This window comes from Rubinisphaera italica (assembly GCF_007859715.1).
In the GTDB taxonomy this organism is placed as follows: Bacteria; Planctomycetota; Planctomycetia; order Planctomycetales; family Planctomycetaceae; genus Rubinisphaera; species Rubinisphaera italica.
Genome location: NZ_SJPG01000001.1, coordinates 1,516,479 through 1,530,992 on the forward strand (window position 1 = coordinate 1,516,479; position 14,514 = coordinate 1,530,992).

The window sequence follows — 14,514 nt, forward strand, 5'->3', positions numbered from 1 at the left end:
GATGAATAATGAAATACTTTGAACTGAGTGCAATAATGAAAATCTATGGTATTTCTCTTTTGATGAAATAAGGCGTTTGACGGACATGTTCAATTATAATTCCATTTTAGCGACCATTGTTCGTTCCCCATTGCGAATTCTCGTGATCATCCTCGTGCTCATTTTCACGACCGAAGTATTTGTGATGCTGGTCCTGCCCTATATAATGCCTGATATTCTTGGTATTACAGGCGAAGCATTTTTTGACGCAATCTTGCTGACTCTGGTCTGTGCCTTACCGGTCTGGTTTGTGATTCTGGCTGCCAAGCAGGCCGAGCAGGAACGTGTTACGATGGCACGGGAATCGGAAGCTTTAAAAGCTCAGCAAATGATGACACTGGCCCAACTGGCAACCGGAGTTGCCCATGAGATACGTAATCCGCTCACATCAATTAAGATGCTGATTCAGGTCAACAAAGATAAATTTGCTGAAGAAGGCTTACCGACGGATGACCTGGAACTGGTTGTCCATGAAATTCGCCGCATGGAGCGTTCGGTGAACAGTTTGCTTGAATACGCCCGACCAGAACGCAGCGAGTTTGCGAAATTTACCATTCAGAAAATTATTCGTAATACCGCTCAATTGATTGAGAGCCGGTGTTCCACTCAAAATGTAGAGTTGGTGATCAATCTCCCCGAGATTCCTGCTACTATTGAAGGCGACTCCGCACAAATTCAGCAATTGCTGCTTAATCTTGTGCTGAACGCTCTCGATGCGATGCCTGAAGGGGGCAAGTTGACACTGGAAGTTTCTCAATCTCAAGAGACTTATCAGATCATTGTTCGAGATACAGGAACTGGTATCGCTCCTGCAGTCGAAAGTCGATTATTTTCTCCCTTCGTCACCACAAAGGATAATGGGGTCGGACTCGGGCTCGGCATCTGCAAACGAATTGCAGAAATGCATCAGGGCACTTTGACTGGAATGAATCGTCAGATACGGGGAGCAGAATTTTGTTTGACGCTCCCAATCACTCATGACTACTCTCATGCGAATATGGAATCAGAACAGGATTCTGTGGATTTTCAATCTGGAACCGAGGCGTCATGCAAAGTCTATTAGTCATCGATGATGAACCTTCTATTCTGAAAGCTTTCGAACGGGCTTTTAGTAATGAGACGACTTGTGTGCTGACTGCCAAGAATGGAGCAGATGGGGAAAAGCTGTTCAAAGAAAAAAGTCCTGATGTCGTCGTGATTGATCTTCGCTTGCCTGACATGACAGGTCTTGAGCTATTCAAACGACTTCGAGAACAGGATCCCCGAATCCCATTCATATTTATCACTGGTCATGGCACGGTTGAGTCAGCAATTGAAGCGACCAAACTTGGTGCATATGACTATCTGTTCAAGCCGCTTGAACTGGACGAGATCCGATCATTGCTCGAAAAAGCATTCAATCTGAGTCGCCTGGTTCGTGTTCAGCCGGTTCTGGCAGAAGACGATGACATCACTTCTGGTGATGCCATTGTTGGTCGTTGTCGAGCCATGAAAGAAGTTTATAAGGCGATCGGCAGAGTTGCTTCTCAGAATCTTACAGTTCTGTTACTCGGCGAGAGCGGGACAGGCAAAGAAGTTGTCGCCCAGGCCATCTATCATCATAGCGATCGAGCCAAAGCTCCATTTCAGGCGATCAATTGTGCGGCCATTCCAGACGCGTTACTCGAAAGCGAGATCTTCGGTCACGAACGAGGAGCATTCACGGATGCGAACCGACAGCGAATCGGCAAACTGGAGCAGGCCGATGGGGGCACGCTCTTCCTCGATGAAGTGGGCGACATGTCTCCGCTGACCCAGGCGAAACTGCTGCGTGTGCTTCAGGATAAGACATTCGAGCGTGTCGGTGGAAACAGCCCGATTACCGTTGATGTGCGCATTATTGCGGCTACGAATCATAATTTGAAACAGTTGGTCTCAGATGGTCTGTTTCGATCCGATCTTTATTTTCGTCTGTCGGTCGTGACAATCAATTTACCTCCTCTGCGAGAACGGGATGATGATATACGAATTCTCGCCGAGTTCTTTTTGAGGAAATACAGCGAGGAATTTGGCAAAGACATTCGTGGACTCACCCCAGAAACGCTGGAACTGCTTCAGGCGTACCGTTGGCCAGGAAATGTTCGAGAACTTGAAAGCGTGATGAAGCAATCGCTGCTGACAGCCCGTGGGAATCTGCTGCTGCCTGAATTTCTTCCTTCACTGGGAGACGCTTCTATCATTGGCGGATTGGGGACTACTGCAGATGATTACCTCTCAAGTCGTTTCGTGACAGAAAGGTTGGAAGCGGGAAGTGAAAACCTTTACAGCGAGGCGATTTCACTTGCAGAGAGTCACTTATTCCGACAGACGCTTCGCTTCACCAAAGGGAATCAACTCAAAGCTGCTGCGATTCTGGGGATTTCCAGAGTCACATTACGAAGCAAGCTCAAGTCATTAAGTATTGAAGCCAGCGATTTCATGGAGACATGAATTCAGGATCGATTATTCCGAAGTCTCATAATCGATGATGGTTTTCGGAGGAATTGCCACGCGAAGTGCATTCAGCACAGCAACAACATCAATAATTTCCTGGCAGATGGCTCCCGCAACCGGCGGCAGGTAGCCCGTGGCTGCGAACATCATGCCGACAAGACTGAGTGCCATCCCGCCGATCGCACTTTGCAGGGCAATTCGTCGCATCCGACGACTGATATGCAGAAACTCATCGATCTTTCTGAGCGAACTATCTAAAACAACAACGTCTGCTGCCTCGGTTGTCACATCGCTATTTTGACCGAATGCGATTCCGACAGTCGCCGCCATCAGAGCAGGAGCATCGTTGATTCCATCACCGACAAACATCGTGTTGCCATTTTGCATTTCTTCATTCACGATCGTCAGCTTTTGTTCTGGTGTCTGACTGCTGAAGACCGATGTAATGCCGACCTGTTCTGCCAGATAACTGACTTCCGATTCACGGTCGCCCGAAACAAGCAGAGTTCGCGTGATACGGTGACGCGGACCGAGATGACCTATAAAATTCGCTCCATCCGGACGGGGGATATCGCGAAAACGATACGTAGCTGCATACTTGTCATCAATCAGAATGACACATTCCAGACCAGCCTGCTGCTCGGGCAATTCCTGGAGAAACTCGGGATGGAAACGACTTAATTTATTGCGGCTGGTTACCTGAATGGTTCGTCCAGCGACGATTCCCCATAAACCTTCACCGGGTTTCTCGCTCAACTCCGAAGCATTTTTTAGCAGAGCCCCAGACTTTTTGGCTGCCTGAACGATCGCGTTGGAAAGGGGATGCTTGGAGTAAACTTCCAGACTGGCGACTAAAGAGAGAACATCTTCTGATTCAAAGGGAGGTGCAACAATCTGATCGGTCAAGTTGGGTTGGCCGTAAGTGAGTGTTCCGGTTTTATCAAAAATCAGCGTTCGACAGGTGTCGGCTGTTTCTAAAGAGGAGGGATCTCGAATGATGATTGCACGCCGTGCGGCGAGTGAAATCGACCCAATAATTGCTACGGGAATTGCAATCAGTAAAGGGCAGGGGGTGGCAATGACCATGACCGCAAGAAACCGCACGGGATCTCCCGTGGCGATCCAGGCTGCAATTCCAATAGCGACTGCAAGGGGGGTGTACCAGGCTCCGAGTTGATCAGCCATACGCCGCAGTTTGGGTTTTTGCTGTTCGGAAGCAGCCATGACTTCCATAATTTTTGCGTAGCGAGAATCGATTGCCAGCTTATCCGCTTTGATGATGAGAGCCGATTCTCCATTGATCGCCCCCGAGAGGACACTTGCTCCCGGCGTCTTGGTCATCATGTAAGGTTCGCCCGTCAGATACGATTCATCCATCACGCCGTGCCCTTCGATGACCGTTCCGTCAATGGGACAGGTTTCATGAGGAAAAACGGCCAGAGTATCTCCAATTGCGATCTCTTCCAGCGGAATGTCGACAACTTTAGAATCGACTTTTCGATGGGCATTGGAGGGCATCCTCTTACTGAGTGCTCTCAGCACTGAAGAAGCACTCCGCACCGCGTAAGATTCCAGGGCTTCTCCACCCGAGAGCATCAGCACGACCAGAGACCCCGCAAGATATTCACCAAGAATCGCCGAAACGACAATTGAAATGCCAGCCAGCAGATCGGAGCCGAATTCGCGGTGCAGCATTTTTAGTAAGAGATCCCATACCAGAGGGATTCCACACAAGGCTAACACAAGCCACAGTGGGATATTCGCAACGGTTTCGCCACTGCCGAATCCCAATCGCAACACCAGATACAGGGCAATCATAATGATCGAAAACAGTGCGATTAATACACCACGCTGCTTCCACCACTTAAGCTCTAGAGTGGATTGCGACATAGAAAGGACTCTTGTTTTGGATTGATGACTAAAATGAAATTATGCAAGAGCTTATCACAGTTCCAATTACTACAGCGACTTATTGATGGTATGAGCCCTAATTTTCCAGTCAATCACCCGTTACGCATTTGCGGAACTGGCTATGGTAACCGGATATTCAGTTTGAATTTGGTTTCGTGTAATATTCTGAATATTGAGAAGGGAATGGTCGTCGGTAATCCCCACGCCCATCACTTTGTTCTGGGGCGTGCTTACCCAACTAACGATGCACCCGGTGCCAATTAGTCAAGTGCCGTCTCGGGATCGTAGTGATGAGTCAGTTTGATATCGTGTAAGCCTCGGGCGAACCACGGATAAATCGTTGGAACAACGAGCGATGTCAACAGTGTCGAGGTGATCAGACCACCAATAACAACTGTGGCGAGAGGTCGCTGCATTTCTGCCCCATCACTTGTCGACATTGCCATTGGCAAAAATCCCAGACTGGCCACTAACGCAGTCATTAAAATTGGACGGAGACGGACCAGAGCCGTGTCGTGGCTGACCTGATCGAGTGGCATGCCTATCTTGCGGGAGTGTTCTGCCGCACTAACCCAGACCAGACCGTTGAGCACCGCTACTCCAAACAAAGCGATAAAACCAACTCCCGCAGAAATACTGAACGGCATTCCTCGCAGATAGAGTGCGATAATTCCACCGGAAGCAGCCATCGGAACCGCGAGAAAGATCAACATCGCCAGTCGCATGGATCCGAGACTTGTGTGCAACAGCAACATGATGATGATCAGAACAATCGGCGTGATAATGACCAGTCGTCGGCTAGCCGACTGCAGATTCTCGAAGTCTCCCCCCCAGCGAACTTCATAACCGGGAGCAAATTCGACTTTTTCTGCCACCGCTGTCTGAGCTTCATTCACAAACGACGCGACATCCCGACCGCGGACATTCGCTGAAATGAATGTTCGCCTGCGATTTCCTTCGTGTTCAATTGTTGGTGGAGTTTCTTCGAGCGCGATATCAGCCAGTTCCTTTAACGGCACCGATTTTCCATTGTCATCAGCCACGGGAATCTGTTCCAGCAGGTTGATCTTCTCACGCCATTGTTCAGGAATGCGAACAATAATTGGGTAACGAGCCCGGCCCTCAAAAATCTGCCCGACTTGATGTCCTCCCAGCGAGGACACAACATCTAAAACTGTCTGGGCATCGATTCCGTATTGAGCCAGTGCTTCAGGTCTGGTCTTGATTGTTAACGTCGAAAGGTTCGACTGATAATCGGCCTTCACATCGACGGCTCCGGGAATCGCCCGCAGAACAGCTTCAATTTCTTTACCCTTCTGCCCGAGGATTTCCATATCATCGCCGTATAACAGAACCGCAACATCGGCTTTCACACCGGCGACCAGTTCATCGACACGCATTTCAATCGGCTGGGTAAAGCCAAAGGCCACTCCAGGAACATTGGCATTGAGTTCTTCAGACATCTGTTCAATCAACTCGTCGCGAGTCTTATGCGATGGCCAATCGTGAACCGGTTTAAGCAATACCCAAACGTCTGTTTGATGAACTCCCATCACATCGTTGGCGATTTCCGGACGCCCTGTTTTACTGAAGACCGTTTTCACTTCGGGATACTTCATGAGAATTTTTTCGATCTGTGTCGACATCTCAATAGAACCTTCCAGCGTTGCACTGGGGAGTCGCTGGGCTTCGATCAATAAGTCTCCTTCTTCGAGCCGGGGCATGAACTCGGCTCCCAGATTGCGAGCCATCGGAATGCTGATCGAAAATACAGAAAGAGCAATAATGATCGTCACCAGCGGATGCAGAATCGCGCGACTGACGAGTGGTTCGTAAAAGAATTTGACGATTCGTACCAGGAAGATTTCGTCTTCCTTCATCTTCTTCGGCAGGAAGATGGATGCCATTGCTGGCATGAAAGTGAGTGAGAGAATTAATGAGCCACCTAAGGCAAACAGAACCGTTAAGGCCATCGGACGAAAGAGTTTACCTTCGGTTCCTTCCAGGAGCAGGATCGGCAAAAAGACCACGGCAATGATCAATTCCCCGAACATGGTCGGTTTTCGAACTTCGACAGCTGCGTCCAGAATGATATCTTCATGTTTCGTATCGCCATTATCGTGAGAGAGTTTCCGAATACAGTTCTCTACCATGATGACACTGCTGTCGACAATCAAACCAAAGTCAATCGCCCCCAGGCTCATCAAACTGGCGGTCACTCCTGTGAAGGCCATGACGTTGGTTGCAAATAACATCGACAACGGAATGGCCATTGCAACAATGATGCCCGCACGCAAGTTGCCCAGCATCAGCAGGAGTACCACGATCACCAGCATGCCCCCTTCGGTCAGATTGGTGAGGACTGTTTTCAATGTGCGGCCAATCAGGGCGGCTCGGTCATAAGTCACCTCGAGTCGAACTCCTTCAGGCAAAGTCTCTTCGATTTCTTTCAGACGTTCCTTTGCCGCGATCACAACTTCGCGAGAGTTCTCACCGATGAGCATCATCACAAGTCCTGTGACCGCTTCGCCTCGACCATCACGGGTGACAGCTCCCTGGCGAGTCATCGGTTCGATACTGACTTTGGCAATATCTCTCAGCAGAATTGGGGTTCCATCAGGTTCGCGACGAATCACAACCGATTCAATATCGGCTTCATCTTCTAGGAGAGACACGCCGCGAATGAAACGTTGTTCGTCGTGATGAATAACGTACCCACCACCAGAGGTATTATTATTCGACTGCAGTCGCTGAAAGAGCAGATCCATCGAAATGCCGTAGCTGGTCATTCGATCGGGATCGGGCTGGACTTCAAATGTTTTATAGTAGCCGCCATGGGTATTAATTTCGGTAACACCATTCACTTGCCGCAGGCGGGAAGCAATGTCCCATTCGAGCATGGTGCGTAATTCCATCGGCGTATGTCGGTCGCTGCGAACTTCAAACTGCAGAATTTCCCCTAAAGCAGTCGTGAGTGGTCCCACAGTGGGCGAACCATAACCGGCAGGAATACTGCTCGCAGCATCGGCAAGACGTTCAGTGACGAGCTGACGTGCCCGATAAATTTCCGTGCCTTCTTTGAAAACGATTGTGACCACCGAAATCCCAAACTTAGAGACTGATCGCAGTTCTTCCACATCGGGTAATCCTCCCATCGTATTTTCGACGGGATAGGTCACGTAGCGCTCGACTTCAACAGGCGAGAGCGAACCGGCATCGGTCACAACCTGCACCTGCACGTTGGTCATATCGGGCACGGCATCAATTGGAAGATGCAAGGCAGAATACAGCCCTCCCAGTGCCATCAACATTGTAAGGATGATGACTAGACCGCGATTGACCAGTGAGAGTTCAATAATTTTCGTGAGCATGATGGAAAGTCAGTCTGAAAAGTCGAACTCTGTTGGAGATAGAGTTCTTAGCTGGAATGTCGGAGGGAGAGATAATGAAGCAATGGATGAGAATGACTTATTCGCCTTCGCCGCGTAACAGAAACTCCGACTTCAGCAGAAATGCCCCGTCAGTGACGATCATCTGACCTGTAGAGAGCCCATCGGTCACTTCAACCCAATCTTCAGAGGTTTGCCCGGTAGAAATATCATATCGTTTGAATTTTCCCCCCTGCATGTCGACAAAAACAAACTGCTGATTTTCATGTTGAATAATTGATTCCGGCTTTACGGAGAGTGCTTCGTGTGGAGTTCCTATCGGAATCGTCACACGAACATACATTCCGGGACGCAGCAAACCCTCCTGATTTTCAATCGTCGCAACCAGGGGCACGGAGTTCGTCTCGGCCTGAACTTCCCGTCCCACATAATGTACTTTGGCCTCGAATGTGCGATCATCCAGTGCGGGGACCAGGACTTTGACAATTGTCCCCTGCTTGAGTTCCATTGCCGACCAATCACTCTCACGGATACTGGCTTCGACATACAGAGTCTCGGTATTGGCGAGTACAACCAGTGACGCTCCACGGACGACGCGTTCATTATTTGCAAAATCTCGCGATTCCACGTTTCCAGCAAACGGGGCACGAACTTCCAGACGGGACAACGACTCTTCATCAGACAGATTCGCAGTCTCTTTATTTTCTTTGTAACCGAGCAATGTTTCCAGAGATTGCCACGCCAGATTAAGCTGACGATCAGCTTCTGAAACATCCGCTTCTGCTTTCATCTTCGCCTGAGTGACCGAGAATTTCGCAAGATCGCGAGCGGTCAGAAACGACGTTTCTGCCAGTTGTCGCTCATTCTCGCGTTCTTTAAGAGTCCGACCCGGAACAGAACCTGACTCGACTAGCGGGCGAATTTTTTCTGTCAGTTCTTTGGCCAGCACCAAATTTGAATAAGCCGACAGAATCTCCTGACGGTAACTCCCCAAGGCCAGATTTGCAGAAGCCGCTTCGATCTCCTTGACAGATTTTCCTTCTTCAAGCATGGCAGAAAGTTGCTTCAAGTTGCTATCCAGGAGTTCTTCCCGCTCCAGGACTTTGAGAGCAATTTCGCGTTGTTGCTGTCGCTTGAGAATTTCAGCACGTGCCTGTCCGATTTCCGGACTGCGGATCACCGCAATCAGGTCGCCAGTATTCACGAAATCCCCTGGAGTCACCAGAACCTCAGTTAGAATTCCATCCATGGGAGCTTTGACATCGACATGCTTTGTCTGATCGTATCGCAATCTCCCGGGCACTGTGTGGACATGCTGCACCGACCTTTGCTCGGCAGGCACACTTTCAAACTTCCCAGTCTTGAACTTTCCTTCTGGCAGGGTGATTGTATCAGACTCTTCCGATTCGCCAGTTGTCTCCACCGATTCCTCTGAAGATCCACCCGATGAATTAATGTGATGCATGATCATCCATGCTGCACCCATTACAGCTAAAACCAGGATTGTCGGCAATCCCTTCAATAAGCTGTGCAATAAATCATTTTTATTTGCTGATTTCGATATGTAATTCATGGCAATCCAAAAGTTGATTTGATTCGGAATTTGACTCGAATCAACTTTCAATGCACGTCTTATGCCAGTCCATAGAATTGCCGTTTTGCTGGCGGATTTTGCATTTCAGCACTCTTGAAGACTTAAGAAGTAAAGTGCTTTGCCATGGGGGTGGACAGATTCTGTCCATTTCGCTCAATTTCCAGACGATGCTTCACGTGTTCGATTCGATGGCTCTCACTGAAAGTTTATCCGAAATAGAAAATTCACCAGAGCACTTGAGCCGGACTGCTTCAGTTATTCATAAGAACTCCGAGACTTCATTCTGTAGCCCATGTCACCGTTCTAATTCTGTTGATTTGATGATCACTTCAGCGATTGGAGTTCAGATAAATCGCTTCTGACTTATTTAATTCTACTAGTTTAGAGATGTTATGCTTGACGAATGCTGTCTCGGAGTATTATTGTACTAATGTAATAGTACACAAGGTGTGCTGGTTAGATACAGTCACTTAACGACTCCAGGTAGAGATAATGTTTTTTCAAATTGAATCTGGTAGCGGAGTGCCGATCTTTGAGCAGATTTGTCGGCAGGTCAAATACGCAATCGCACAAGGTTCATTCAAACCTGGAGATTTACTTCCTTCAGTTCGTGAGTTGGCCGGGACACTGGCAGTCAACGCAAATACGATTGCCCGCTCTTATCGGGAACTGCAACGGGAAGGAATTGTCATATCGGTGCGCGGCACGGGGATGGAAATTACGAAAGAAGCCAAGACGATTTGCGTGAAAGAACGGAAACGACTGGCTCAGGAAAATCTGACAAGTGTTTTAGCAGAAGCTCAGGCGAGTGAATTGAGTGAATCGGAAGTGCGAACCTGGATGGACAGGGAAATTCGTCGATTGTGGAAATAACTGACCTTGTGACTACAAATAAAGACTTTAAAGAGGACTGAGAAAATGAGTCAAGCCGCATTTGAATTGCAGAACGTGACCAAACGTTTTCGACGGCAAACTGCTCTCGATGGTGTTTCGTTTTCTGGGAACTCTGGCGAGGTGATCGCGATTCTGGGAGAAAATGGCGCCGGCAAAACGACGGCGATCAATATCCTGCTCGGGAAGTTGAAAGCCGATGACGGGTCTGCTCACGTATTAGGTCTCGATTCGGCTGTTCATAGCCAGGAAATCCGTCAACAAGTTGGCTATGTGCCCGATGAACCCTGTCTATATGACTGGATGACCGTTGGAGAAACGGGCTGGTTTGCTTCGGGATTTTACCCCTCCGGCTATTACGAGCGATTTTGTGATTTGATGAGCGAATATCGCGTGCCGCTCGATAAGAAAATCAAACAGTTGTCGCGGGGAATGAAAGCGAAAGTGTCACTGGCGTTGTCTTTGGCGCATGAGCCGGGGCTGCTCATTCTGGATGAGCCGACCTCGGGGCTTGATCCCCTTGTTCGGCGTGAATTTCTCGAAAGTATGGTTCGTGTGGCTGCGGAAGGGCGGACAGTGCTGCTGGCCAGTCATCAAGTCGCGGAAGTGGAGCGGGTAGCCGATGCGGTTGTGATTATGATCAAAGGCAAGCTCGTCATGCAGGCGCGTCTCGAAGAATTGAAGCAGAGTTGTTGCGAAGTCGTGTTGACGGGCGATATTACTGCACTCGATAAGCAGGACTTACCGGGCGAGGTGATCTCTCAGGAGACGAGTGGGAGTCAACAGCAGTGGCTGTTTCTTAATACAAATGAGAATGAACTAAGGAACTACTTCAATCAGATTTCAGGATTGATTTACGAAATCCGTACTCCTTCTCTTGAAGATGTCTTACTACGGCTGTTGATGTCATCACGAGAAAAATCAGACGAACAGGCTGTGTCAGCAAAGCCAGAGGAAGCCACTGCGAGTTCACTGGCGAAATAACGCACACCATGAGGAATTCGATTACGTCATTTCAGAAGATGTCTTAGCAGTTTCAGAATATTTAAGGAGATCGTCATGAATGGTCTACGGCAGATGATTTGGAAAGAGTACCGAATTGTTGGACCGTTCATCGGCTTGATGCTGGTGTTGAGTTTGTTCGGATCGTTCTACATTCTCACCGGTAGTATTAACAGCTCTACGCGAGTAGGGTTACTGGCATTTCACATCGCGACTGTAATTGCAGCAGCCCTGCTGATGGGCGTGCTGATGTTCGCAGGTGAGCGGGAATTCGGGGCAGAGAATTTGCTCCGCCGTCTTGATATTCCGCCCTGGCAGATCTGGGCGAGCAAAGTGATTGTGGCAATGTGCGGCTTATTGGTATTGGTCGGCTGCCTTTTTATGATAAATTGGCTGGTCATAGTATCCCTCAGGTTGATGGGTGATCCTCGAGTCACCAATGCATATCTTTCATCGGAGTCCATGGATTTTTTCTGGGGTCCGTCGTTATCTGTGATTACCGCTCTTGAGTTGGGGATTTTGTTTTCCTGCCTGACGAACCGACTACTCACAGCTCTCGTCGGTGCAGTTATTGCATTAATAATTCTCACGATCACCCTCTCAGATTCGACGCTGATGCAAGATGTAGCCGATTTGTATTTTCGCTGGCATTGGAAATACGGTGTGCTGATTGTAATTCTTGCCGGATTGGATGCGCTGGTAATTCAACGCTGGTTGACAGGTCGTCAACTGGTAGGTTTGTCAGGTTGGGAATGGCCATCACTCCAGTGGAATGTGGTTGCCTATGGACATCGGCTCTCCCCAAAGTGGCGGTTTGCCAGTCGGGTGCTCTGGTGTGAGGTGCGTCAAAGTGGATGGTCTTGGATGCTGCTGATGCTGTTTGCCGTCGTGATGGAAATCCTGTTTACGTGGTGGGGAGACATGCAAATTCCTTCCTTCTCGTGGGTGCTGATTCCATTTCTGTTGGGTGTGTTGTGCTTTTACAGCGAGCAGAATCGATCTCGACCGCGATTCTGGTATCAAAGAGGAGCGACAGGTTTTGATTTCTGGTTAAGTAAAAATGCAATCTGGCTGCTCGTACTATTCTCGATTTTATTTACGGTTCAAATGATCCAATTCGCGGGTCAAGGAGGCTGGGCAGGATCGACACGTGATACAAGCAGTTTTTGGGTGCGCTTATCGCAAGCAAGCATTCCGATCAGCGAAATTAATCTGAACAGCCCCTGGGTAATTGCTCTGGTGGTCTTTTTTGCGACTCAGAAAATGATGCTCATGGTGTCGCAAATTGTATTGGCGATTTTATGTACGCTGGGCATCAACTTTTTCTGGATCATGATGATCGGTCAGGGAGTCAATTATGCGGAGGTCTCTTTGTGGATTGTTTTCACTCCGGTCATCATCGCCTACGGATATCTCAGTTGGATGAAAACAGCAGATCTATTGGCTGATCGCAATGAACGCTTCCGCTTTCGCTGGAGTATGTTGCTTGCCTTGCCATTGGCCGTATTAATCGGCTTTATCGGGTTTTGTAGCTATCGAGCCTACAGCGTTCCATTGAATCGAAGCTTATTCGGTCTAGCGCATCTGAAATTGTCGGAGCAGGAAACAGATGCGGAGTTTACACAGAGATATCGTTCCCTGTGTCAGGAATTCGTAGAACTTGAGTCTGAACATTCAGAAGTCGAGAGAAAGTGGAGGGAAGAGCCGAGGACCCCGACCTCGGAAGATCCTACAGGTGAGTCAAAACTAATGGCTCTCCGTGAAAAGCATTGGGCACTTCGAGCACCAATTGCTCATCAGATTATGCAATTGTTAGAGCAACAGGTCGATGCTGGTAAACCATTGCTGATCGAAACTCAAGTGATTGAAAATAAACGTACCGTAAATACGCTGGATTATCACCATCTTAAAAGTCGTATCTTATGGGCGTCGAGATATCTGCCTGAGGAACTCATAGGGAATCATTCTGCACAGAAGGAATTGAGATATCTGTGGGATTATGATGCCCTCTATGCAAAAACTCTTTATGAATATCGAAGTTTCATGAGTAACGAAAACATGGCACGACTTTTCTACAACAGTCGCAGCACTGATAAAAAATCGACTGGTCTCATTTATCATCTATATGCTGAGGAAAACTCGGAATCGTTAAAGGAATTAGCAATCGAATGCAAAGTCCGCGAAAGTAATCTCCCAAAGCTGTCGGATATCGTTGAAAATAAATATGCAGGCACATATCAGGGTTTACAGAATATTAACTCGATTGCACTCGAAAAGCTGAAAACAGCGCTGTTTCCAACTCCGGAACAACTCAACTCGACTCATCAGGATAATTTGCTTGGCGAAGCAATGCTGGTCATGCCGCTGATGTTACCTTCAGAGCAGGAACATTTCCGGCGAACATTGATTAACACCAGTAATGACGTATGGAGTGAAGCAAGGAGATTGGATGCTTTAGTTCTCAACGATGCTGTTGTTGGAGATTCCTGGAAGAAAATATATGTCGAGAATGGATTGCAACGTTTTTATTTTATCGACCCGAATTTGTGGATCTCTTATCAGCATCAATCATTTCTCGCATTCATTGAAACCCATCAAGAATATCGATTCACACAGACAGTACTGGCTTTGATGGCATTTCAAAAACGAACTGGGGTTTATCCAAAGTCATTGCAGGAACTCTTGCCGACGGAATTGGCCGAATTGCCAATAGACCCATGGACGGGGCTGCCGTTTGAATATGTGCCACCAGATTTCAACGGGGAACTCGTCCGTGGAGAAGAACAAATCCCTGTTAAGTTTCCTCTCTTATGGAGTCGTGGACGCTGGGAATTGGATATGGAGTATGCTCCGACAGTAGAGAAGCCGACTCGCTACATTTTAATCAGCCAGAACCGATATCGCGAATTGATTTTCAACAGACTGGCTCAACTGAAAACGGGTGAGGAATTAAACGTCGGCACGAAAGTCAAAGAAAACGCAAGTTTCAACGACTGGTCATTGAACTGTGAACTCCCGATGAAAAACTAATTGAATGTTTTGTCCAATAACGGACTGCGAAAAGCGAAATGTTATTCTGCTGCTTGTCGCAAATTTGTAAAACTCCATTGAATATTGAGCCGAAACGTCAGCAAGGGGCCAGTGTGGCATTGTAGGATGAGTTGCATATTCTCTATGTCGACCATGGTCAACGAGGTGAGTAATCCCTATTGTTTC

Annotated in this window: 8 protein-coding genes; 5 read left to right on the forward strand and 3 right to left on the reverse strand. The window is 48.1% G+C overall.

What is annotated here, in order from left to right:
- The first annotated feature begins 85 nt into the window (after window positions 1–85).
- Both Pan54_RS05765 and Pan54_RS05770 read left to right on the forward strand, forming a co-directional pair.
- Complete coding sequence (locus Pan54_RS05765) at window positions 86–1,102, forward strand: sensor histidine kinase (protein ID WP_146502603.1); 1,017 nt, start codon at window positions 86–88, stop codon at window positions 1,100–1,102.
- A complete protein-coding gene (locus Pan54_RS05770) occupies window positions 1,087–2,508 on the forward strand; it encodes a sigma-54-dependent transcriptional regulator (RefSeq protein WP_146502604.1) in 1,422 nt (473 codons plus the stop codon). The genes Pan54_RS05765 and Pan54_RS05770 overlap by 16 nt, the downstream gene beginning before the upstream one ends.
- 12 nt (window positions 2,509–2,520) lie before the next feature.
- Here Pan54_RS05770 and Pan54_RS05775 read toward each other — a convergent pair whose 3' ends face one another.
- The 3 genes from Pan54_RS05775 to Pan54_RS05785 all read right to left on the reverse strand — a co-directional run bounded on the left by Pan54_RS05775 (window position 2,521) and on the right by Pan54_RS05785 (window position 9,276).
- Complete coding sequence (locus tag Pan54_RS05775; protein ID WP_146502605.1) at window positions 2,521–4,401, reverse strand: heavy metal translocating P-type ATPase; 1,881 nt, start codon at window positions 4,399–4,401, stop codon at window positions 2,521–2,523.
- Between the two features lie 281 nt (window positions 4,402–4,682).
- Entirely contained in the window at window positions 4,683–7,793 is a 3,111-nt protein-coding gene (locus Pan54_RS05780) for an efflux RND transporter permease subunit (RefSeq protein WP_146502606.1), read from the reverse strand.
- Window positions 7,794–7,890: 97 nt separating this feature from the next.
- Window positions 7,891–9,276, reverse strand: a complete 1,386-nt coding sequence (locus tag Pan54_RS05785; protein ID WP_165441602.1) for an efflux RND transporter periplasmic adaptor subunit — start codon at window positions 9,274–9,276, stop codon at window positions 7,891–7,893.
- A gap of 621 nt (window positions 9,277–9,897) precedes the next feature.
- Here Pan54_RS05785 and Pan54_RS05790 point away from each other — a divergent pair.
- From Pan54_RS05790 to Pan54_RS05800, 3 genes are all read left to right on the forward strand, one after another.
- On the forward strand, window positions 9,898–10,278 hold the full coding sequence (locus tag Pan54_RS05790) for a GntR family transcriptional regulator (protein ID WP_146502608.1): 381 nt from the start codon (window positions 9,898–9,900) through the stop codon (window positions 10,276–10,278).
- Window positions 10,279–10,323: 45 nt separating this feature from the next.
- Window positions 10,324–11,280 carry an ABC transporter ATP-binding protein gene (locus Pan54_RS05795; protein ID WP_146502609.1) on the forward strand — a complete coding sequence of 319 codons (957 nt, stop codon included), beginning with the start codon at window positions 10,324–10,326 and terminating at the stop codon, window positions 11,278–11,280.
- A 75-nt stretch (window positions 11,281–11,355) separates the two neighbouring features.
- Complete coding sequence (locus Pan54_RS05800; RefSeq protein ID WP_146502610.1) at window positions 11,356–14,328, forward strand: ABC transporter permease; 2,973 nt, start codon at window positions 11,356–11,358, stop codon at window positions 14,326–14,328.
- The last annotated feature ends 186 nt before the right edge of the window (window positions 14,329–14,514 follow it).